This is a genomic window from Streptomyces sp. NBC_01320, assembly GCF_035974375.1.
In the GTDB taxonomy this organism is placed as follows: Bacteria; Actinomycetota; Actinomycetes; order Streptomycetales; family Streptomycetaceae; genus Streptomyces; species Streptomyces yanii.
On sequence record NZ_CP108390.1, the window covers coordinates 715,716 to 738,074 of the forward strand.

The following is a 22,359-nucleotide window of genomic DNA, read 5'->3' on the forward strand; positions in this document are numbered from 1 at the left end:
TACATGAGGTCAACGCCGGGGGCACCCCGGTTTGCTTCGACGCGCCTGAGCGCCGCGAGAAGGTTCTCCTTCGAGAACACCGTCTCCCAGAGGGAGACCTCGCGGTGATTGTTGTCCGCGTGTAGCGCCGGCTGGTCACTGCGCCCCTTGGGCTGGGCGGTCGTATGCACCGACCCCGTCACCCCAGGGTCTGCCGGGGCAGATTTACGGCGGTCATCGTGACCTGCGCGAGCAGACACCCTTCTTCCAATCCGCTAAACGTTCGGCCCTTCCCGAGTCCTTGTCGGCCTACTGCCTTCCCGTCTCGGTACTATGACCTCTGCTGACTTCTGTCCGGCAAACCAGTGCCATTGCTGGCATCGGTCGTCACAATCGCGGCCGACACACCGTTACAGGTGACACCCGGGCAGACCTCCCCGAATAAGAACAGCAACTTTCCCCGGATCGCCGCCGCATATACTCTGCGTCTTTCTTGGTGAGAACGGGCTTCGATGCAGTCAGCCACCTTGCCCAAGACGCCTAGCCTCAAATGCGGTTCTTGTACATCGGTACCCGGTTTTGCCTCCGGCTTCCTTCGGACCCCACCTCGCGATGACGCCCTTGCCGTTCGGCTAGCGAGTTAGTCTCACCTCTTCTCATCGGGACTTTCACCCTTTAGCTGCTGCCCATGTCGGGCGTACTGACTCCTCCACCCCGTGAACGGGGTGGCTTCTCGCTATGCCGGTTGGGCTTCGCGACGGACCAGCCCGGCCCGTAGAACGTTGAGAGCACCGACGGTGTCCGCGTGCGCGCTGTGGCCACAGGCGACGCAGTGGAACTTCTCCTGTGTGGGCCGGTTCTCCTTGGCGGTGTGCCCGCATTCGGGGCATCGCCGGGAGGTGTTGCGGGGGTCCACGGCGATCACTTCCCGCCCGGCACTCTCAGCCTTGGCATTCAGGATCGCGAGGAACACCCCCCAGCCGGCATCCGATATCGAGCGGTTCAGTCCGGCCTTGGCCGCTGCCCCGTTGGGCAGGAAGCGGCCCGGCTGGTCGGGGTCGGGCTTCGGTTCGGGGGCCTTGCTCATGTTGCGGATCTTGAGGTCTTCGTGCGCGATGAGGTCGTGTTCCCGCACGAGGCCGAGGGCGGTCTTGTGGGCGTGGTCGAGGCGCTGGCACCGCACCTTGCGGTGCAGACGTGCCACAGCCTCTACCGCCTTGCGGCGGCGCTTGCTTCCGCGCTTGCACCTGCTCAGTGCCTGCTGAGCTGCTTCGAGCTTCGCTGCGGCCTTTCGCCCGTGACGCGGGTTGGGCACGAACTCGCCGTTCGAGCCGGCGAGGAAGTTGGCAATGCCCAGGTCGATGCCGACCACGCTGCCGGTCGCGGGCAGCGGCTCGGGCCGGGGCCGCTCAGCGGTCAGGACCACATACCAGCGCTTGCCCTCACGCTTGACCGAGACCGTCTTGACATGGCCGACCACCGGCCGATGCCGGTGCACCTTGACGTGCCCGACGCCCTGAAAGCGGACGCGGGTGACCGGGTCATGCGCGGTGGCATCCCACCGGCAGCCGTCACCGTCCTTGGGGAAGTCCACCGTGTCGAAGCGGCCGATCCCCCTAAAGCGCGGACAGCCCGGCTTGTCCCCGGCCTTGATACGCCGGAAGAACGCGGCGAACGCCTTGTCCAGCCGGCGCAGGGTGGCCTGCTGCGAGGAGAACGACCAGCGGCCCTGACGCTCCGGGTCGCATGCCCGGATCTCCTTGAGCTGCACGGACTGCTGCCCGTACCGGACCGTCGTCTTCGAGACATGCCGGTAGGCGTCACGACGCTCTTGCAACGCGCCGTTGTAGAGCGAGCAGTGATCGCGCAGCATCTCACCGAGCGCTTGTTCCTGCCGGGCGGTGGGCCGCATGAGGAACGTGTACGCACGGATCATTCAGCCCACCCCCTCCGACTCGAATCGACCTTAACCGTAACATTGGTTCATGTCACCACGTTGGGAACCAAACCCCGACGTACGGCGCGGCCGTCACGTCATCCACCACCTCCACACGCAATTGATGTTCGTCACCAGATACCGGCGGACCGTCTTCAACGACGAGATGCTGACACGCTACGAAGAGAGGAGTTCACCGGCCACGTCAACCAGGCCATCATGCACGGCCGCTTCTGGTCCGGCTCCTACTTCGCGGGGTCATGCGGCGGCGCACCCCTCCACGTGGTCAAGGACTACATCGAGAACCAGAAGCGGCCCGACTGAGCGCGGCTCCGCGGGCGAGGCATTCCGGAGCGAAACTGCGGCGCTCCGCGCCGCAGGGTTCAGGATCGGATTCCCTCCCCGCCTGAAGGCGGGGATTCCCTCCGAAGAAGAGGGATGGAGGCCCCTGGGACCCGCGCCGTTGCGGAAGAAATCCGGTGCCCCGGTCTTCCGCCAGCCGCCGAAGTCGCCGGTAGCGTCGAGGGCATGACGACGCATCAAGGGGAGGGCGCGGCGGCTGGCTCGGCCGTCGACGAGGAAGAGGCTGCCCGGCGCGCGCTGGCGGCGCAGATGTCGTGGGACGACCCCGAGCAGCAGCCGGGCCAGCCGTGCCCTTGCGGGGATGCCGACCACGTCGAGGAGTGCGACTGCGAGGAGGGAGCGTTCCTGATCCACACCATGCGCATCCCGGGCAGTCCGGATGAGCTGACGCTGTGGGAGGACCACTTCACATGCACCCACGGCTGCAACTCGTACACACAGAAGGTGACGCTGCGAGAGACGCCGTGGGGGGTGCGGGAACAGGCCGTCGACCGCCACGGCGTTCCGTACGAGTGCATCCGGCTGTTCCCCGGGATCGTGCACGGCCAGGAGGAGCTGCTGCCGGGATTCGGGGTCGCATGACGCTCTGGAAGCGGCTGGCCGCCGCCTTCCACGGCCGGGACACCGCGGCGCCAGCCGTCCTCCCGAACAGCCTGGAGTGGAGGGTCGACCCCGACACGGAGACCTGGTGGCACCTGCCGCCCGGCGGCCCGGCCGGAATGCAGGAGATCCAGGCTTGCGCACCGGACGGGTACGACTTCGCCCGCCTGGTCTGGCAAGCCTGCGAGGTGTGCCGCCTCGGGCTGATCGTGAAGATCAGAGTCACCGGGCCGTGGCAGCGCCACGGGTACGGCACCCGCATGGTGGGCTTCGCCCTGCGGGAGCGTGACGGGCACCGCTGGACCACAACGCCGCAGTCGGAGGACGCCCAGGCGTTCTTCCCGGTCATCACCGAGTCGACGGGCGTGGCATTCCCCCGGCAGGCCCATCTGTGCGAACACATGCGGGCTCGGGAGCCTCGGCACTCCCAGCCCAGGCGGCGGCTCGACCCGCCGCCCAGCTGAGTGGGAGGACCCGGGCCTGCTGGGTCCGGGGCTCCGGCGTTCGTCCTCAGCTCCCGATGAGCTCGTGGAAGCCCTTACGGTGTCGTGCGCGACTGAGGTTGGGGCGTGTTGGCCTGGCGGGTTGGCTGATGGGTGATTACCGCTCTGCGGTGCGGTCGGAGACGAGGCCGGCGATGGCCAGATGGGTCTCGGTGTAGTACTCGCGGCGGCCGAGGTACCGCTGGAGGGGCCTCCACTGCTTGTGCTCGGCGTTGGCGTGCTCGACGCATATCCGCTCCGAGGATTGCTTCTTGCGGGCCTCCTCCCAGACGGTCACCTCCGCGGCCGACGCGTCCTTGGCGGGCTTCTTCGGCGGCGCCTGGACCTGGTCGGGAAACCGTTTGGCCAGGCCCCGGTATCCGGCATCCACCTTGGCCTTGACCTGCGGGTACTGCTCGAAGAGGGCCTCGATCCCCTCGGTCTTGACCGCCGTATGATCATGCATACGGCCCGGCCGGACCGCGCCGGTCCACAGAGTGCGGCCCTGTCCGTCGGTGATGACAGTGGCCTTCTTGGTGTTCTGCCGCATCTTGCCGGACACAAACGCACGCCGGCCGGGGCGGCCCGCCTTCGGACGCCGGACCCGTACCTCGGTGCCGTCCAGGCGCAGCTCAACACCCTTCGCGGTGGCGTAGGCGAAGACATCGGCCAGCGTGTGCAGACGCAGTCCCGCCTCGCCGGGGACCGCGAAGCCCCGCGCCGCCAGGAGCGGACGGATCTCATGGACGGCCCGCGTGACGGTGGAGCGGTCCACGCCGTAGAAGACGGCGAGGGCGACGTGCGGAAGCTGGAACCGCAGGATCACCAGGGTCGCGATCACCCGGTCGGTGAAGACCAGTTGATGGCTGGGTCCGCCGCCCTCGGCGCGCAGACGCTCATGGCCTCGGCATTCGCCCAGCCGGGACTCTTCCCGCGCCATCCACGGGCTGGCCAACTCGACGATGAGCGCCCCGAGTCGACGCCTCGAGATGCCCGTGCAGATACGATGCGAGAGAGCCGTACGGGCCAATGATCGCTTCACAACCATCCCAACCCGTACGGCTCTCCTCACGTTCCCGACCAGCCGAAACCGCTGTCGTACACAACGCCGTAACGCTGATGGCGCCTGCGGTGTGCGGGTGTGCGTGGGTGATCCGGCCGGGCCTTGTCGTGCCCCCGTCGGTCAGCACCCGGATGTCCGGGTGGATCTTCGCTGCGAGGTAGCCGAGGAGCGCGGCGACGTAACGCGGAGAGAAGCGGGCCACAGACCATCAGCGGGGCCGATGAGTGCAGCCGCCGGGCGTGGCAGCGAGGCGTCTTGGCCACGACGGTGGTACGCAGCATCTCGAGTCGGGCGAGGTCTTCGCCGATCCCTGCTGGGGTTTGCAACCCCCGTGCTGGGCCCGGTGTCCGCTGTGATGTGGCGCTTGCCAAGCTTTAAATAAAGTGATTCATTCAGCCTGGCTAGTGAATGGATGTATGTCAAGCACGAGGAGATGTCCGTGGCCGTCCACCTGGCGGAGCCCGCTGCGGACGGTCGCGCCCTGGCTGTCGCGCCGTCAATGCCGAGCGCTCCCGCGGCGCCATCGGGACCGGCGCCGACAGCGCGGGCTACCCGCTGAGGGGTCCATCACCGACTGCTGGCCGATCTGAGAGGACCCCATGGCCGCCCACAAGATCACCACTGTCACCTTGGGTGAGGAACCGATCACCATTGAGCAGTTCGTCGCGGTCGCCCGGCACGGCGCCCGGGTCGAGTTCGATGCGACGTATGTCGACCGAGTGCGCAAGTCCCGCGCGCTCGTGGAGCGCTTCCTGGCCGAGAACCGCTTGGTGTATGGGGTGACCACCGGATTCGGCGACAACGTCACGGAGGTGATCGCCCCGGCGGATGCCGAGCAACTGCAGCGCAATATTGTGCGCTCGCACGCCGTGTCGGTCGGTGAACCCCTGCCCACTGAGATCGTCCGCGCCATAGGGCTAATGGAGCTGGTCGGCCTCGGCGAAGGCTATTCCGGCATCCGGCTCGAGACCCTGGAGCTGATCCGGCGGATGCTCAACGCCCGGGTCACGCCGCACGTACCCGGTGAGGGTTCCGTCGGCTACCTGGCCCCAGAGGCGCACATGGCTCTTGTGCTGCTGGGAGAGGGCCGGGCCTGGTATGGCGACGAACTGCTGCCCGGGGCCGAGGCGTTGACCCGGATCGGGGAGGAACCGACCCGGCTCGGCTGCAAGGAGGGTCTTTCGCTCACCAACGGGACACACTCGGTCACCGCGATCGCCGTCCTGGCCGCCCATGACGCCGGCGTCGCGGCGGCCACCGCCGACATCGCCGCGAGCCTGTCGGTGCAGGCACTCAAGGGCACCGTTCGCGCCTACGACGCCCGGCTGCACGAGAGGAAGCGGCACCCCGAGCAGGCCGCGGTCGCCGAGAGCCTGCGGCGGCTGACCGAATCCAGCGCGCTCAGCGCCGAATTCCTCGACCATCGGCTCCAGGACGCCTTGGCCCTGCGCGCCGTTCCGCAGATGCACGGCGGTGCGAAACGGACGCTCGCGCAGGCCCGGGAGGTCATCGTCGAGGAGCTGCACTCGGTGGGCGACAACCCGGTCATCCACCCCGAGGGCGAGGACGGGGTGGCGCTGATGGGGGCGAACTGCGACAGCACGTACGTCGGCATCCAGGCCGACTCCATGGTGAACGCGATAACGGTGCTGGCCAAGGTGTCCGAGCGCCGCACCGACCGCATGGTGAACAGCAACTTCAGCGAACTGCCCGCGTTCCTTACTCCCCGGCCGGGGCTGAACAGCGGCTACATGATCGCGCAGTACACGGCCGCCGCGCTGACCATGGAACTGCGCGGCATGGCGATGCCCGCATCCGCGGACAACGTCACCACCTCGGCCAATCAGGAGGACACGGTCAGCAACGCCTATCTGGCGGCGCTGAAGGCCTACCGGGCGGCGCGCAAGCTCGGCTACGTCGTAGCGATCGAGGTGTTGTGCGCCGTGCAGGCGCTCGACCTGCTCGCGCCGCTCTCACCCTCGCCGGCCGCAAAGGCGCTGCGGGCCAGGATCCGGGAGACCGTTCCGACCGTCTACGAGGACCGGGTCTTCCACGCCGACATGGAGCACATCACCCACCTCGTGCGAAGCGGGGAGTTGCTGCGGGTCGCCGAGGATGTGGTGGGCCCGCTGGGTCACTGAGGTCGGGCTGAGGACCGGCGGCGCGGTGCGTTATCCGCCCGCCGTCGACGGTCAACCTGACCTGAACTTGACTTTAAACCCCACCAAGATCATGTCTTGGTGGGGTTTGTCGTTCGCCTGACAGCTGGACGGCCTTTGGGGGATCGTGTCTTCTCGCTGAAGTCGACAGTCGATCAACCCAAAGGCCGTGATGGACAGTCTGCAAGAAGGTGCTGCGCGCGTCGAGGCCCTGGCGAGGTTGTCCCGGTTTCGCCGCGAGTTCCACTCATGCCTGACGCTGCGGGCGGACGCCCTGTTCGAGCTGACGGACGCGGTCTTGTGCACTGACGGCCCGGTGGTCTCGTTGCCCGAGTTGTCCATCGCTGAAGTGCACCGCCGCGGACATGGCGCGATGTACGACGCGCTGGCCCAGGGACATATCGCCGTGTCCCGGCTTCGGATGGCCCTGGCAGGGCTCGTACTGCCGCGCGGGGCGGACGGGCAGCTGTCCATCGCCCTGGACGTCACCGCGTGGCCACGTCCGGACGCCGAGTGTTCGCCCCAGCGGCTGCACTGCCACCGTTCGTGCCGCTGCGACGGGGCGCGTCAGACCATCCCGGGCTGGCCCTACCAGGTCGCGGCGGCCCTCGGCGGCGGCCGCTCCTCGTGGACCGGCCCGCTGGACGCGGTGCGGTTGGGACCCGAGGACGATCCCACCGAGGTCACCCGCCGCGAGATCATCGCCCGCGTACCCGCGTCCGGGGCCTCGGACGTGGACCGCGCGGTGAACGCCGCGAAGCAGGCGTTCCCGGCCTGGCGGGCGCGGCCCTCGCGGGATCTGCTTGATCTGTTCGGTCAGCTCGGCGTCCCGGCGCACGCGTTCGCACGGCTCGCGCTCCGCGCGGCGCCAGCGGTAGTAGGTGGAGGAGGCGATGTGCAGTTCCCGAAGTACGCACTCGACTCCCAGGTCTCGATGCTCGGTAAGGAGCTCGATCACCTGGGCCGGGTCGGGTCGAGTTGCGCCGCGAAAAACGCCGAGGCCGTCCGCAGAACCTCGTTCGCCCGCTTGAGCTGGGCGTTTTCCTTGCGCAGCGCCGCGAGTTCCGCTCGCTCGTCGGTGGTCAGCCGGTCGTCACGCTCGCCGGCGTCCGCCTCGGCCTGCCGTATCCAGCCGCGCAGGGCCTCGGGGTGGACACCGAGGTCGATGGCGAGCTTCTTGATCTGCGGCTTGGGGTCCGCGGTGCGATACATCCGCACTGCACGGTCACGCAACTCGAGCGAGTATTTCCTGGGGGCAGCCATGGTCGATGTTCCTAATTCGTGTGTAGGCGGTTCCAGATCAGCTCGTGGGTGAGCTGCTGGACTGTTGAAGCGGGTTGGGTTCGTAGCGGCCGCGTGGGCACCGGGCAGACTCCTGTCGGTTCCCGGCCCGTCGAGGCCTTATGAGAGAACGGTGGCGCCCGGTGTCTTCGGGCCGCTGCGGAACCCAACCCGGCCTCCCGTACGTAGATCGTTGTGGTGTGAGCCCGTCGCAGGGCGACCTCTTCGCTTCCTCCCGAGCCGCCGAGCTCTTCGTAAGACGGAGGCCCCTGCGGTGCGCTGGTGCCGCGAACGGCTAGTGAGATGGCGGACCGAAGAGTCCTGGAATTAGGTCGCCGCGTGGCCCGCACAGGCTCACCACCTGCGCACACAACAAGTGAATGGAGAACCGTGTGACCGTGTTCTGCGGGATCGACTGGGCCGAGAGTCACCATGACGTGGCTCTGGTCGATGACACCGGACAGCTGCTGGCCAAGCGCCGCATCACGGATGACACGGCGGGCTACCGGCTGCTGCTGGACCTGCTCGCCGAGTACGGCGACACCGCCGAGGAACCGATTCCCGTGGCCATCGAGACCGGGCGGGGTCTGCTCGTTGCCGCCCTGAACACCGGAACACGGCCGATCTACGCGATCAACCCCCTCGCCGCGGCCCGCTATCGCGACCGCCACAGTGTCTCGCGCAAGAAGTCCGACGCCGGCGATGCCCTGGTCCTGGCGAACATCCTGCGAACCGATGGACACGCGCACCGCCAGCTGCCCGCCGACACCGATCTCGCACGGGCGATCACTGTCCTCGCCCGTGCCCAGCAAGACGCGGTCTGGGCGCGTCAGCAGCTGGTCAACCAGGTCCGCTCGCTGCTGCGGGAGTTCTTCCCTGCCGCCCTGGACGCTTTCCTGGGCAAGCAGTACGGCCTGGCCCGCCCCGAGGCCCGCGCGGTGCTGACCTCGGCACCGACCCCGGCCAGGGCCGCCAGACTCACCCCGGCCCAACTGCGGGCGGCACTGAAACGCGCGGGCCGCACCCGGGGCATCGACGCCGAGGCCGATCGCCTGCGAACCATTTTCCGCGCTGACTACGCCCACCAGCCGCAGGCCGTCGAGGATGCCATGGGCTATCAACTTCTGGCATTGATACGCCAGTTGCACGCAGCCTGCCTGGCCGCCGAGGAACTCGCGACGGCGGTGGAGGAACATTTTCGCCGGCACCCGGACGCTGAGATCCTCCTCAGCTTTCCCGGCCTGGGAGTACAGCTCGCCGCCCGGGTGCTCGCCGAGATCGGAGACGACCGCAGCCGCTTCGCTGACGCCCGCGCTTTGAAGGCCTACGCGGGATCGGCTCCCATCACTCGCGCTTCGGGCAAGAAACGCTACGTCGGACGGCGCTTCATCAAGAACGACCGACTGATCACCGCTGGATTTCTCTGGGCCTTCTCCTCGCTGAGAGCCTCTTCTGGGGCTGACACGCACTACCGCCGACGACGCGAGCACGGGGACTGGCATGCCCAGGCCCAGCGGCACCTGTTCAACCGCATGATCGGCCAGCTCTACCACTGCTTGCAGACCGGACAACTCTTCGACGAACAGCATGCCTTCACCTCCTCGGCAGCGGTGTTGACCGTCGCAGCTTGACTTCTTAGGCACGTGAGATGTCTCTCATGAGTCCCATCTGACCCGCTGTCACTTCTTTCCGCATCTCGGGGGAACCTCAACGGCACCGGAGGTGACTTCCATGGCAGACCCTGGTCGGGTCGGCATCGCGGGTGAGGCCGGGGCAGTGATGCTGGATGCCTTGTTCACCCAGTCGCCGGTCGGCCTGGCGGTGCTCGACGGCGATCTGCGGGTGGTGCAGGTCAACACCGCCACGCCCGCCATGCAGGGCATGAGGGAAGAAGACGTCATCGGGCGCAGTTTTCCCGGCTCGCACTATGTGGTCGAGGCGGAGGCGGTCGAGGCGCTCCTACGCCGGGTGCTGGAAAGCGGTGATCCGCTGGACGGGCAGGTCGTGCGCGCGCGACCCCCCGCCCACCTTGGCCAGGAACGGCGGTATGAGCTCTCGGCATTTCGTCTTGAGGACCCTCGTGGCGCGGTCCTCGGCGTTGCCATCACGGTGGTGGACGTCACCTACCGGGAGAGGGCTCGTATCCGGCTGGGCATTCTCGATGCAGTGCGTGAGCGCGTGGGCCGCACCCTGGACATAGTAGTGACCTGCCAAGAGCTGGCTGAGGCGCTGGTACCGGCATTCGCCGATATCGCGGTCGTGGAGCTGGTGGATGCTGTGATCCGGGGCGGTGATCCTCCGCTGTCGCCTCTTGCCCGCGGTGTGACGCTGCGGCGGGCCGCCTTTCGCAGCAGCGGCGGGGAGGGCCGGCCGCAGGCACACCTTGCCGGAGCTGCGGGGATCCTCACCGCTCCGACTCCCTACAGCCAGGCTCTGGCCGACCTGCTGCCCCGGGCTGTAGCCCTGGACTCCGGCCTGCCGTGGCTGGCAGCCGACCCCGCGCGGGCCCGGGCCGTCCGGGAACTGGGGGCGCAAACCCTCCTTGCCGTCCCCCTGGCCCTGCGCGGCGCAGTGATCGGGCTGGTAAGCCTGTACCGCACCAGGTCGGGGAGCCCGTACGACGACGAGGACGTCGCACTCGCCCTCGACGTCGCACGGCACACCGCCTTGTGCATCGACAATGCCCGCCGCTATACGCGGGATCACTCGGTTGCGGCGATCGTCCTCCAGCACATACTCCCGCTGCGAGCCACCTCCCATACCGCGCTGGAGGCTGCCAGCATCGCCCGGTCCGGTGACGGTGGGAACACTTGGTACGAGACCATCGCCTTGTCCGGCGCCCGTGTCGCGCTGGTCGCCGGAACGGTGTCCGGAGGAGGCATCCACGCCACAGCGACCATGGGGCAGCTGCGCACCGTGGTCCACTCCCTGACCGCCCTCGATCTGGACCCCGAGGATCTCCTTGCGCGTCTGAACGACACCGCCGCGCTGCTGGTGGCCGAGCGAGCGTCGCTTCCGTCCGGCAACCCGCTGCATCGCGAGCCGGTGACCGCCAGCTGCGCGTACGCCGTGTACGACCCTCTGACCCGGATCTGCATTTTCGCCCGGGCCGATCACCCCGCGCCCGTCATCGTCCATTCCGACGGCACCGTCAACCACCCCGACACGTCGCCCGGACCACGGCTGGGCAGCACCGATCAGGCGCCCTTCGCCGCGACCCGCATCCAGATCCCGGATGGCAGCGTGATGGCCTTCCCCGCCGCCCCGGCACTGGCCTCACACCTGACAGCTGCCGCCAACCCGCTCCACACGGCCCCGGCCTACGCGGATCGCCCGCTACAGGAGCTGTGCGATGACATCCTGTACACCCTCCCGGCCGACATCCAGGCCGATGATGCCGTCCTCCTGCTGGCCCGCACACATCCCTTTCCTTGCGACCGCGTCGCCACATGGCAGCTCGAGGACGAGCTCACCACCGCCTCAGCGGCCCGCAAGTACGCCCGTGACCAGCTCGACGCCTGGAGCGTGGAGGAAGAGACCGCGTTCAACACCGAACTCATCGTCAGTGAACTGGTCACCAACGCCATTCGCTACGGCAGCCCCCCACTGGAGTTGCGCCTGATCCTGGATCGCACACTGACCTGCGAAGTCAGTGACTGCAGCGCTACGGCACCGCACCTGCGGCACGCTCGCACCACCGACGAAGGCGGGCGCGGACTCTTCATCGCCGCGCAACTTGCCCAAGCCTGGGGGGCCCGCTACTCGGCCGACGGCAAGACCATCTGGACCGAGCAGACGCTAACACCAGCGTGACCGGGCTGCCCGGAACAGCGAACGGCCTGGTCAGCGCGTGTCGACTGGTGCTGGGGGGCGGCTTCGGCGGCCACTGAGCACGGTGGCGATCGGGAGGGCTGCTGCCAGACCGCTGAGCAGGACCGCGGCAAGCGCGCCCAGGACGGCGGGCTGGTCGCCGAAGGCGATGCCGATCGCGGCCAGGGCGGGCCCCACGTTGCGTACTGCGGCGACGCCGCCCATGGTGGTGCGGCGCACCGACGGACCTGTCGCCAGCAGGGTTCCGACGGCGAAGGCGGCGGCTGCGAGCACGAAGCCCGCGAGGAGGGCAAGTGAGCCGAAGAGTGCCACCACGTCACTCCAGTTGCCGAGCAGCATGCCCGCCAGCACGATCAGGAAGGTCACGTTCGACACGGCGGCCGCCGCGGGGTGCCACGACCGTGCGGTGGGCGCGGCGTAGCGGCGCAGCAGCAGGCCGATGACGAACGGTACGAGTTGCAGGAGGGCCACGGTCCGCACCAACGTCGCGACATCGAGGGAGATGCCCTTGCCGAGGTCGGCGGCGGTGAGGATGCCGTTGACGGTCGGGGCGAAGGTGAGGCTGCCGACGGTGGCGAGCAGCACCTGCATGGCCGCGCCGGCGACGACGTCGCCGCTCTGCACCATAGCCAGTTTCGCCCCGAAAGGCCCGCCCGGGGACGAGGCGACCAGCACGAGCGCGATGAACGCTGCCGAGGGGAGGCTGAACAGTGCACCGATGCCCCAGCCCAGCAGCGGGATGACCACCATGTTGGTGAGCAGCGCGAGCAGCAGCAGCGGGACGTCGGTGAAGATGCCGCGCAGCGCCGCGATGGTGGCCCCGAGGCCGGCGGCGAACATGGTCGCCGCGATGAAGATCACAGTGACGGCGTTGAACAGCATGTGCAGGGTGTCCATGAGGCATTCCCCTCAGTCGGCGGAGCACCCCCGGTGCCGGCGCGCGCGTCGCCGCCCTGTCAGTCCCGGAGGTCGCCGAGCCAGCGCAGGGCGCTCAGGCCCGGCAGGAAGCAGTACTCGCCGCCGCGGGTGACGACGAACCGCGGCAGGGGCGCAAGGCGTCGTCGCACCGGCCGTCGGGGAATCGTGAAGCCGGTGGCGCCGTCGTGGGATCCGGTGACGGGGTCTTTGGCGTCGCCCGCGCCGAAGAAGACGCCGTCGTTCATCCATTGCGACTGGACGAACTCGAACTGCCGGCCGAGGTGGGCTCCGATGAACGCGAACATCAGGCCGCGGTCGGCCCCGTCGTCCTCCAGAACTCCCTCGGGCAGCAGCGGACCGTAGGCGGCGCCGCGTCTGATCATGCGGTGCAGACGTACCTCTCCCGCCACCGAGGCGTCGCGGGGGTTGGCCCGGCGGATGTGGCAGCCGCCGGGCGTGATGAATCCCGCCGGATCGTCGCGCTCGTACAGGAAGGTGTTGCGGCGGTGCGGGTCGGCCCCGAGGGCGGGGTCGTCGTGCTGCGGACTGAGCGCGAGGGGGGCTCCGCTGCGCCAGCGTCCCATGATCTTGGCCGCGAGCAGTTCCTCGTCGTCGGGGCCGGTGGCGTTGTCCCGCAGGTAGCGCCGGAACGCTGCGACGTCCTGATGGAGTTTGCGGAAGACGGCGTAGCTGCCGTTGCGTCCGAGCACGTCCGGCTGCGGGGTCTGGATACCGCCGATCTCGTCCCGACAGCCGAGCACGAACTCCCCGGCCTTCAGCGGCACTTCCAGCTGGTTGGACCCGGGGATGCCGCTTCCTTCGACTGCCGGATGACTGACGCCGTCGCGATAGCCGAAGTGCTCGGTCTCGGTGGGCAGTGCGTAACAGTCCTGCCGCCAGATCGCGGTCGCACCGGCGAGGCGGTCATATACGGGGCGGGCCCGGTCGAGGGCCGCCTCCAACCGCGGGACGTCAGGCGCGACCGCCGCGAGCACCACATGGACATCCGGCGTGCCCAGGGGCGCTTCCCAGTTCTCGGGGCTGCTCTCGCCGACATCGCCCAGCGTTTTGGCCCGGGCGGCCATCCCCTGCCGGAATTCCCAGGCGAACGAGTCCAGTGAGGCGCGCGGCACACCCAGCGCCTCCAGACCGTGGCAGGTGACGGCGACACTGACCCACGTGTCCCCCAGGGGGCTGACCGGGTCGGCGGCAGGGGTCACCGCCGAGCTCGCGCGCCGCATCAGTTCCCGCCCGTCGGCCCGGTCATCGACGCGGAACACAAGGTAGGTCGCCGCGTAGGGAGTCGGCCGCGGGCTGAGAACCCCGCGCTGGATGTCGTCGAGTTCCAACGCGATTTGCCTGGGCTCGCTCACGGTCCACCTCCCTGCGGTGCTACTTCGAGACGAGGTTCCGCCAGAAGTTCCTGAGACTCTCGTCGCCTCCGAACAGCGAACTGAAGATCGTGGAGTCCGCCAGCAGCACATCGCCGGCCCGCTCACCGCTCGGCGGCATCCACAGGAACATGTTGAACTCGGAGTTGCCGGCATCAGTGAACGGATGCGGCCTGGAGGTGTCGATCGGCTGCCTTGCCAGGACATGGATGGCATCCGGCTCGTCGGTCGTCACGGCGTAGTGCGGCAGATGCATGTGGAAGTTGAAGTTCGTCACCCCCTCCAGCCACCCTTTGGCGTCCAGGTCCCCGGCCGTGGACAGCGGGGCGATCTTGTTCTTCTCCCGCACCGCGGGGCGCAGGCCGTAGCGGTTCTCGACCGGCACCGCGAGGCCGTGCATCAGGCCCCGGACGTAGGTGGCGAATCGCTGCTGGCGGGGGACCAGGGGATCGCCGTGATGGTGGTACTCCACGTCCCGCACCGCCAGATCGTCGGTTGCCCCGACGTCATGGTGGGGTCCCAGAACCAGACAGGCGTCCTCTCGGCCGAGGAAGGCCCGCAATGCCTCGATCTCCTCAGGCTGGGCATCCTGCCCGGTGACCATGTGGTCAAGGCCGAAGACGAAAAGGGTGTCGGTGTCGGCCAGTACGCGCTCGTCGAGCGGGGTCCGGAAACCGGCCTGGTCGATGCGCTGATACACCGGGACGGGGTGCCCGGTGACCTCCTCGACGAACTCCTGGAACGGCACCCAGGCCCAGAAGAACAATTCCAGTGAGCCGGCGATGCCCTGCTGGAACTGCATCGGGTCGGACCACTTCGGGTCCTCGTAGGCAGGCCACGCCACCCGTCTGACCTCCGTCAGCGTGGAGAACCGGTTGTCCAGCTCAGCCGGACTCCTGCCCGCCTCGGCCGGATAGCTCCACGAGACGTAGATGCTCACCCGTCGCCGACCAGGGGTGTATTCGCGCGGGTTGTGGTTCTGGTTGTAGGTGCGCGCGGTCCTGACCTCGCTCATCTCGTCTCCGATCCGCAAGTGGGACAAGCACACGACAGCCCGCTCTCACTGCAGCTGGTCGAGCATCTCCGACAGGGCACCCTTGATCCGCAGAGCCTTCTTGATCTCATCAGCGGACACGTACGGGTACTCCCCGTACTCGATGAAGCTCGGACAGTGGTGTTCACGCACGAACCGGACGAACGCATCAGGGTTGGTCCGCCAGTCCTCGGGGAACCCTTCGAGGTTTTCGAAGGCCGTGTTCACCCCCGCCTTACTGAAAAGCGCGATGGCGTCCTCGGTGTACTTGTCGAAGTCGGTGTCGAAGATCCCCTGATACATGAAGCGCGTGTCGTCGTCGAAAAGCACCCAGCGTAGATAGTGCAACTTCAGTGGCGCGAGAAGGTGGGGATCTCCCTCCAAAGCCTTGGCCAGAGTGTTGCCGTAGGCACGCATCGCGTCGGCCCGGCCGGGCTTGACCTTGGCGACGATGGTGAACCCGTAGCACGCCGGTGTCTTCGGAAAAACGGGGCCGTACTTCCCCTGCTCGAGTTGGGCGGTGTCCTTGGGAATGATCGCCGCCTGCGGCTTGATCTCCATGTCCGCTCCTGCCGCCATCTACTGGCTGGGAACAATCCCCCTCATATTCACACGGACCACATCCACCCGCCTGGGGAGCAGCAAGAGGGTCTCCCGCGGGTAGACGTTGTACCCGCCGCGGCGACCAGCTGGTCCACCGCGCGTCCGGTTCCCGCCCCGGTCGGGGACGTCACCCCGCCCTCCAGAACTCCCATCCTCAGCCAGGCCCGGATCAGCTTCAGCATCGGCCGGTCCACCACACGCCGGGCCACCTGGGCCATCAGCGCCTCATGATCGATCGTGCCGAACGACACCACGACACAATGCCCGTCTCCACGACGTCCCGGCGCGGGTCCGGGTTGTCCGGCCGCGTCACCCTTTCGAGGGGTATGACCTGGAAGTTCTCGGGAAGATGTGTCGGCACGGCAGTCTGGAACTGGTCCTGGTGCTGCCGGACGGAAGCCGCAGTCTGGTCCCGGCCACGTGGACGGACCTGGGCGGAGCCGGCGAGGGCGAGTCGGCCCCAGCGGGGGCGACACTCGGTAACCTCACCGACCTCCTGCGGGCCGTGACAGTCGCGGCCGGGCTGTCGGTGCGTGCCGATACCGGCGCGCCGCCCGGCGGTTCATCGAGGGAGGGGGATGCTGGTGCGGCAGGCCGTGCAGCTGAGCCTGGTACCGATCGACGCCACGGTGGTGGCACCGGCGCCAAGGATGGGGATCCTCGGCGCTCTGGACGCCACCGAGCGGCGGGCCGCGGTCACGGCGTTGGCCAGACTGATCGCCAAAGCAGCAGCAAGGCAACCGACTTGGGCCGAGGAGGACAGCGATGACTGACGGCAAAGTGAGCGCCGCCCACCTGCGGCGCAAGGCGGTGATCTACGTCCGGCAGTCCAGCGCCAGCCAGCTCGAACGCAACAAGGAGTCCACCGAGCGCCAGTACGCGCTCGCCGATCGCGCCGCAGCCCTTGGCTGGCCCCGCTCCGCAGTGCACGTCATCGACGCCGACCTGGGCGTCTCCGGCGCGGTGACCTCCACCCGTTCCGGCTTCGCTGAGCTCACCGCCCAGGTCGCGCTCGGCGAGATCGGTCTGGTCCTGGCCCTGGAAGTATCCCGGCTGGCCCGCAGCAACAGCGACTGGTACCGCTTGCTCGACGTCGCCGGCATGACCGACACCCTCATCGGGGACGCGGACGGCCTCTACCACCCCGGACTCTTCAACGACCGCATGCTTCTGGGCCTCAAAGGGACCATGTCCGAGGCCGAACTGCACGTGCTGCGGGCCCGGTTGGACGGCGGGATCCGCAACAAGGCCGCCCGCGGAGAACTGCGCCGGGCCCTGCCGGTCGGCCTGGCCTGGGGCGAGGAGGAAGGAGAGATCCTCCTTCACCCCGACGAAGCGGTCACCGGCGTGATCGCGGCGATCTTCGCCCGCTTCGCCGAGTGCGGCTCGGCGCGGGCCACTTGGCTGTGGCTGCGCGAGCAGGGCCTGTCCTTCCCGCTCCAGCGCACCGGCGAAGCGGAGATCCGCTGGGTGGTGCCGACCTACCACGCAGTGCACAAGGTCCTCACCCACCCCGCGTATGCCGGCGCCTACGCCTACGGAAAAACCAGACACGAGCGGTTCCTCGACGACAACGGCCAACTCCGCACCCGGGTCCGCCGTTTGCCCCGCGACCAGTGGCAGGTCCTGCTGCCCGACCACCACGCCGGGTTCATCGACTGGCCGACCTTCGAGGCGAACCAGGCCCGCATCGGGCAGAACACCCGCCCCGACCGCCACGGAGCCGGGACCGGCGCGGTCCGCGAGGGATGCGCGCTGCTGCAGGGCCTGGCCGTCTGCGGTCACTGCGGGCGCAAGATCGCGGTCCACTACCGCGGCAAGCACCGGGCCACCCCCGGCTACCACTGCCACGGCGCCGAACTCGTCGCCGGACGCGGCCAACGCTGCCTGACAGTGGGCGGAGTACAGATCGACGCCGCCGTCGCCGGGGCGTTCCTCGCCGCCATCGAACCCGCCGCCCTGGAAGCATGCCTGGCCGCCGCCGACGAACTCGAGACCGGCCACGACACCGCCCTCGCCCAGTGGCGCCGCGAAGTCGAACGCGCCCGTTTCCAGGCAGCCAAGGCCGAGCGCCGCTACCTGGCCGTCGATCCCGACAACCGCCTGGTCGCCCGCGGCCTGGAAGCCGAGTGGGAAAGAACCCTCACCGCTCTGGCCGCGGCCGAAGCCGAACTCACCCGCCGCGAGACCCGCCGCCCGACCACCCTGACCGTCGAGGAACGCGCTGGCGTCCTCGCCCTGGGCGACGACCTGCCCGGCGTCTGGCACGCGCCGACGACAACCGACCGTGACCGCAAGGAAGTTCTGCACACTCTGCTGGAAGAGGTCGTCATCAGCCTCGACCGCCACAGCAAGCGCGCCGACCTGACCCTGCGCTGGAAGGGAGGCGCGCTCACCGACCTCACCGTCGCCCTGCCCCGCTCGCAGCCACCGAAGGTCCGCACCAGCGACGACACCGTCGACCTCGTGCGCCGCCTGGCCGTCCACTACCCCGACGCCGTGATCGCCGGGATCCTCAACCGGCAGGGCCGCACCACAGCCCGCGGCCTGCCCTTCGACTACAACCGCGTCAACAACCTCCGCAACCACTGGAAGATCCCACGCCACCGGCCCGACGACGCGCCACCCGCCGACGAACCCGAGCCACTGAGCATCAAACAGGCCGCCAAAGAACTCGAGGTCGCCCCCTCCACCCTGCACCGGTGGCTGAACGACGGGTTCATCGCCGGGGAGCAGATCACCCCCGGCGCCCCCTGGCGGATCCGGCTCACCGACGACCTGAGGTCCCGCTTCACCGATCAGGCACCGCCCGGCTGGCTGCCCATGCTCGAGGCCACCCTCGCCCTCGGCGTCTCCCGCCAGACGGTGTTGCAGCGTGTCAAGCGCGGCGAGCTCGAAGCCGTCCACGTCCGCTCCGGACGCCGAAAAGGCCTGCGTATCAAGCTCCCCGTCCCCGCAGACAGTCTGTTCTGACCCACTCCATCAACGGAAGGAGCAGTGTGTCGATGACTCCAAGCAGTCCCGGATGTCGGCCTCGAACACCCGCTCCCGCCGCTGGTTCGCCGCGATACGCACTGCCTCGCAGGCGTCGATCGCGGACCGCTTCGGCCGGAATCCGTAGCTCGCCTCGGTGAACTGAGCCTCGAATACTGGTTCAAGGACCAGTTTCGCAGCCGTTATCACCACACGGTCCGCCACGGTGGGGATCGAAAGCGGCCGGAGCTCCCCAGGCCGCCCCGGTTTGGGAATCTGGACCCGCCGCAACACTGACGGACGATACGTATACATCCGCAGTTTCTGCGAAAGGTCCTGGCGGAATGCATCCACCCCCGAGGTTTCCACCGCGTCGACGGTCATACCGTCCACGCCAGGGGGCCTTCCTGTGTGTTGTCGGCGCGGCGGGGGTGCCACTCCCCCGCCGCCTGGTGGCCTCTGGGCACGTCTACCGGCTATAGACCCTGAGGGGGCGGTATGAGGTCACGGTGTAGGGCTCCGCGCGCCCGAGCACGTAGACGTACACGACGTCCCCATCAGGGGTCACGTAATCGGCGGGCACCGTACGTCCGGCGGCGCCCTGTCGCCGACAGGCGCACCCGCCAGGCCGCACGAGTCGGTACGACTCGCGTGGATGCCAAGCGAAGTAGGACGAGGAGACTGAACGGCGTCGCAACTTCGCCGTCGCGTCCGGACTTCACGAACGCTCGAACGGCGGCCATGGCGCGAAGGGATGATGAGGAGACCATTCCCAAGTCACCAAGAGGGGCAGCCACGTTGAGTCACATTCCCGGTCATGAGACCAGCCCTTACGAGGAGCTCCGGCAGGGCCGGACGGCAGTGGATCGTCTGTTGACGGGGATGCTGGACTTCGGCGGGATGTTTCGTGAGGTGGCGGCGACCCAAGTGCTCCTGGCCACCGCGAGCCCGCGCATCCGGTTCGTCGAGTTCACAGGTGACGAGGAGAAGGAGAACGGAGCCGACTGGCTGTGGTGGTGGGTGGACCGGGACGGCACCTGCTACGGGCTCTTCATCGAGGCGAAGATCTTGAAGTTGCACGGCAAGCGCTGGAACATCGACTTCGCCTACAAGACGCAGGGCGACGACCGGACGCAGATCTCCAAGCTGATCAAGGTGGCGAACCGCTTCGACGTCCCGGCGGCCTACGTCCTGTACTGCGGTGACTCGAAGTACCGAGCGACCCTGGACTGCGACCGCACCCATGACGGCGTTCCTTGCAAGGAACGCGACCGGGTCGGTGTGTCCACCGTCTCCGCCCTAATGGCGGGGACCGCCGTCGGCCTGGATGGCAGGAACTCGGGCGTGAGCGCCTTCCACGACGCGGTCCCCGTCGAAGACATCGCAAGCCCCGACGGCCTGGACGCGCCGATCGTGCCTCTCGCGCGGGTTGGCCGAGGACCTCGACCGCTTCCTGCAGCAGCCGCAGCGGGGTTCTCGCCGTGTGGCAAAGGAACTTCTCCGGCCGATTCAGCGGATCAGGAACAGCCAGTTCGCCGGGGCGGCGGTCATGGAGCGCGCTGCTCCGGTCACCGGCGCCCTTTTCGAGAACGTCCCCAACGACTACGGGCATTTCTCGGTGCCGTACCTCGCGCACATGCTCCGCGGTCTGCGGGCGGAGGTCCCCGACTACGTACGCGACGTTCTGGAAGGCCGGACTCCTCCGGCATGGGTCACTGAGCACCTCGGCGGGATCGTCCTGATTCCCGACGCGGACGCCCCGACCACGGCGGCGGGCCGGGCCGCTGATGGTGGCGTTGGGCGGCTGCTTCCAGACCTCCCCGAAGCGCCTCAGCCGCCACATGACCACCACCCTGGGCGAGCCGCGTGAGCTCGATACGGCGCGTCCGGCGCTGACCCACCGACCGGCGCCAGCCGGCCCGCTCACGGCGTCTAGGGCGGGATCATCCGCTCCAGGGGACTCGTGCGAGAACGAGTCCGCGGACGTCGGCGGCGCCGGACGCCCGGAGCCGGAGTCCGACGTGCTGGAGCTGGGACCCGCTGGTGAGAACATCATCGACGAGGAGGATGGTGGCGCCCTTGATGTCGTTGGTGTTCCCGGTCCACGTCAGGGCGGCGGCGTGCGCGACGGCGGCCGTCCGCTTGTCGTCCAGATTCTTGTTGGCGGAGCGGGGCGTCTCGGTCGTCTTGACCAGGCGGTGCGCGCCGGGTGCGCTGAGCGGGAAGGCTCGGGTGACGTCCTCGATGTAGGCCGCGTCCATGATCGCCTCGATGTGCTGGATCGGCTGGCGGCCGGTGTGGGTGGGGTTGCCGACGACATAGTCGACGCCGCGCATCTGCTCGGGGTGGCTCTCCATCCAGCCGACGAGGAGCCGACCGAAGATCATCGCCCAGCCGTACGCGCCGTCGTACTTCAGCTTGTGGATCTTGTCTCGGAGGGCTCCGGAGTACACGGCCACCGCGTCGACGCCCGAGAACCCCCGCTGCTCCTGCGGCAGCGCGCACAGCCGGTTGCCGCACTGCCCACCCGATGCGACGGCCTGGGAGCAGACCGGGCAGTGGGGGTCGGCGACGGGCTGGAGGGTGTGCCCGGCGCAGTCCGAACACAGGCGGGCGGTGCCCGTGAGGACGTAGGCGCACACCGGGCAGTCAGGGAAGCCTGCAGGGTCGGGGAGACCTGCGGTCACAGGCCGGCCAGGGCGAGCTGCTGGCGCTGTTGTCCGGCGCGCTGGATGTCGGCAGCTTGGCCGAGGCGGTCGGTGATGTCGCTGGAGGCGGTGACCAGGATCGCGCGGTCCTCATCGAGCATCTTCATGGCCCAGGGCTGGGTGTCGGCGAGGGACCGGATCAGGAAGACGAGCTTGCCGTGCTCGGCGGCCAGGCGTGCCTGCATCTTGGCGCCGGAAGTGCTGGAGGCTTCGATGACGACGCTGCCCAGGGTGGTACCGCTCGTGACGACGTTGCGGCGGGGGAAGGTGTACTTCGCCGGGGGGCTGGTAGGCCAGAACTGGCTCAGCAGCGCGCCGCCGGCCGTGAGGATGGCCTTGGCGAGCGGCCGGTTCTCGGCCGGGTAGAAGGGCGCGGCGATGCCGGTGCCCATGACGGCGAAAGTCCGGCCTCCGGCGGTGAGGGTGGCCTGGTGGGCGGCGGCGTCGATGCCCTTGGCCAGGCCGCTGGCGATCACGACGTCGTGTTCGACGAGCTCGCGTGCCATCCGGGCCGCCCGGCGCAGTCCGTCCTCGGAAGCCTGGCGGGTGCCGACGACGGCGATGGAACGGGCATCGCGCTGGTCGAGCTCGCCACGGTAGAAGAGGAACGGCGGGAGGTTGCCGATCACGCGCAGATTCGCCGGGTAGTCCTCGTCGAGGACGGTGACCAGACGAGCGCCCGCCTTGTCGGCCGCGGCCAGCTCGTCGTCAACGCGGGCGCGGGCGGCATCGAGACCGGCGGCCAGGCCCTGCTGCAGCAGGGGCCGGTTCTTGGTCGCGGCACGCGAGTCCTCGCGCAGCTGCCCGTCCAGGAGGGCGGCCAGACCGTCGGGGCTCTGGGCGCCGCGGGCGAGCAGGCTCCAGTCCAGGGTGGCGTCACCGATGCGCAGCGCGCACAGGGTCAGCAGGTCGTGCTGGTGAGCGGTGATGTCGAGGTCCATCAGGTGTGTCCTTCTACTCGCGGCCCCGGGATGTTCGAAGGATGAAACGGCGTACTCGGGCCACGTCCATCATGGCGTACGCGGCCCGCGTACGGGCA

General features: G+C 68.6%; 18 protein-coding genes and 2 pseudogenes. 10 read left to right on the forward strand and 10 right to left on the reverse strand.

Features of this window, described 5'->3' with window-relative positions; all coding sequences use genetic code 11:
• Window positions 1-715 precede the first annotated feature (715 nt).
• The gene (locus OG395_RS03720; RefSeq protein ID WP_327241581.1) at window positions 716-1,915 is read right to left on the reverse strand and encodes an RNA-guided endonuclease InsQ/TnpB family protein; all 1,200 of its coding nucleotides are present in this window, start codon (window positions 1,913-1,915) and stop codon (window positions 716-718) included.
• Between the two features lie 234 nt (window positions 1,916-2,149).
• On the opposite strand from OG395_RS03720, the pseudogene OG395_RS03725 reads away from it, so the two are divergent.
• The 3 genes and pseudogenes from OG395_RS03725 to OG395_RS03735 form a co-directional block, all read left to right on the forward strand.
• Window positions 2,150-2,239, forward strand: a pseudogene (locus OG395_RS03725) (transposase); the annotation flags it as partial.
• A 204-nt stretch (window positions 2,240-2,443) separates the two neighbouring features.
• Window positions 2,444-2,860, forward strand: a complete 417-nt coding sequence (locus OG395_RS03730) for a hypothetical protein (protein ID WP_327241582.1) — start codon at window positions 2,444-2,446, stop codon at window positions 2,858-2,860.
• Window positions 2,857-3,342, forward strand: a complete 486-nt coding sequence (locus tag OG395_RS03735) for a hypothetical protein (protein WP_327241583.1) — start codon at window positions 2,857-2,859, stop codon at window positions 3,340-3,342. The genes OG395_RS03730 and OG395_RS03735 overlap by 4 nt, the downstream gene beginning before the upstream one ends.
• Window positions 3,343-3,478: 136 nt before the next feature.
• Here OG395_RS03735 and OG395_RS03740 read toward each other — a convergent pair whose 3' ends face one another.
• The gene (locus OG395_RS03740) at window positions 3,479-4,408 is read right to left on the reverse strand and encodes a transposase family protein (protein ID WP_327241584.1); all 930 of its coding nucleotides are present in this window, start codon (window positions 4,406-4,408) and stop codon (window positions 3,479-3,481) included.
• A gap of 614 nt (window positions 4,409-5,022) precedes the next feature.
• Here OG395_RS03740 and OG395_RS03745 point away from each other — a divergent pair.
• Both OG395_RS03745 and OG395_RS03750 read left to right on the forward strand, forming a co-directional pair.
• Window positions 5,023-6,564 carry an HAL/PAL/TAL family ammonia-lyase gene (locus tag OG395_RS03745; RefSeq protein ID WP_327241585.1) on the forward strand — a complete coding sequence of 514 codons (1,542 nt, stop codon included), beginning with the start codon at window positions 5,023-5,025 and terminating at the stop codon, window positions 6,562-6,564.
• 190 nt (window positions 6,565-6,754) lie between these two features.
• Window positions 6,755-7,330, forward strand: a pseudogene (locus OG395_RS03750) (transposase); the annotation flags it as partial.
• 206 nt (window positions 7,331-7,536) lie between these two features.
• On the opposite strand, the gene OG395_RS03755 reads toward OG395_RS03750, so the two are convergent.
• Window positions 7,537-7,845, reverse strand: coding sequence for a transposase (locus tag OG395_RS03755; RefSeq protein ID WP_266366366.1), 309 nt, complete (start codon window positions 7,843-7,845; stop codon window positions 7,537-7,539).
• A 398-nt stretch (window positions 7,846-8,243) separates the two neighbouring features.
• Here OG395_RS03755 and OG395_RS03760 point away from each other — a divergent pair, with 398 nt between their 5' ends.
• Window positions 8,244-9,494 carry an IS110 family transposase gene (locus tag OG395_RS03760; protein ID WP_327241299.1) on the forward strand — a complete coding sequence of 417 codons (1,251 nt, stop codon included), beginning with the start codon at window positions 8,244-8,246 and terminating at the stop codon, window positions 9,492-9,494.
• A gap of 100 nt (window positions 9,495-9,594) precedes the next feature.
• Complete coding sequence (locus tag OG395_RS03765) at window positions 9,595-11,676, forward strand: SpoIIE family protein phosphatase (RefSeq protein WP_327241586.1); 2,082 nt, start codon at window positions 9,595-9,597, stop codon at window positions 11,674-11,676.
• Between the two features lie 30 nt (window positions 11,677-11,706).
• On the opposite strand, the gene OG395_RS03770 is transcribed toward OG395_RS03765, so the two are convergent.
• From OG395_RS03770 to OG395_RS03785, 4 genes are read right to left on the reverse strand one after another with little or no spacing between them, the layout of a single operon-like run.
• On the reverse strand, window positions 11,707-12,591 hold the full coding sequence (locus tag OG395_RS03770) for a hypothetical protein (RefSeq protein ID WP_327241587.1): 885 nt from the start codon (window positions 12,589-12,591) through the stop codon (window positions 11,707-11,709).
• 59 nt (window positions 12,592-12,650) lie between these two features.
• A complete protein-coding gene (locus OG395_RS03775; protein ID WP_327241588.1) occupies window positions 12,651-13,985 on the reverse strand; it encodes a Dyp-type peroxidase in 1,335 nt (444 codons plus the stop codon).
• A gap of 19 nt (window positions 13,986-14,004) precedes the next feature.
• A complete protein-coding gene (locus OG395_RS03780; protein ID WP_327241589.1) occupies window positions 14,005-15,018 on the reverse strand; it encodes a hypothetical protein in 1,014 nt (337 codons plus the stop codon).
• Window positions 15,019-15,063: 45 nt separating this feature from the next.
• Entirely contained in the window at window positions 15,064-15,597 is a 534-nt protein-coding gene (locus OG395_RS03785; protein ID WP_327241590.1) for a hypothetical protein, read from the reverse strand.
• A gap of 620 nt (window positions 15,598-16,217) precedes the next feature.
• On the opposite strand from OG395_RS03785, the gene OG395_RS03790 reads away from it, so the two are divergent.
• Window positions 16,218-16,412 carry a hypothetical protein gene (locus OG395_RS03790; RefSeq protein ID WP_327241591.1) on the forward strand — a complete coding sequence of 65 codons (195 nt, stop codon included), beginning with the start codon at window positions 16,218-16,220 and terminating at the stop codon, window positions 16,410-16,412.
• Window positions 16,405-18,612 (forward strand): recombinase family protein, encoded by a 2,208-nt coding sequence (locus tag OG395_RS03795; RefSeq protein WP_327241592.1) that lies wholly within the window; start codon window positions 16,405-16,407, stop codon window positions 18,610-18,612. The genes OG395_RS03790 and OG395_RS03795 overlap by 8 nt, the downstream gene beginning before the upstream one ends.
• Window positions 18,613-18,621: 9 nt before the next feature.
• On the opposite strand, the gene OG395_RS03800 is transcribed toward OG395_RS03795, so the two are convergent.
• Window positions 18,622-18,996 (reverse strand): reverse transcriptase domain-containing protein, encoded by a 375-nt coding sequence (locus tag OG395_RS03800; protein WP_327249245.1) that lies wholly within the window; start codon window positions 18,994-18,996, stop codon window positions 18,622-18,624.
• 414 nt (window positions 18,997-19,410) lie between these two features.
• Here OG395_RS03800 and OG395_RS03805 point away from each other — a divergent pair, with 414 nt between their 5' ends.
• Window positions 19,411-20,331 carry a hypothetical protein gene (locus tag OG395_RS03805; protein ID WP_327241593.1) on the forward strand — a complete coding sequence of 307 codons (921 nt, stop codon included), beginning with the start codon at window positions 19,411-19,413 and terminating at the stop codon, window positions 20,329-20,331.
• A 224-nt stretch (window positions 20,332-20,555) separates the two neighbouring features.
• Here the strand turns inward: OG395_RS03805 and OG395_RS03810 are convergent, their stop codons facing one another.
• Complete coding sequence (locus OG395_RS03810; protein WP_327241594.1) at window positions 20,556-21,254, reverse strand: ComF family protein; 699 nt, start codon at window positions 21,252-21,254, stop codon at window positions 20,556-20,558.
• A 41-nt stretch (window positions 21,255-21,295) separates the two neighbouring features.
• Window positions 21,296-22,261, reverse strand: coding sequence for a DNA-processing protein DprA (locus tag OG395_RS03815; RefSeq protein ID WP_327241595.1), 966 nt, complete (start codon window positions 22,259-22,261; stop codon window positions 21,296-21,298).
• Window positions 22,262-22,359 lie beyond the last annotated feature (98 nt).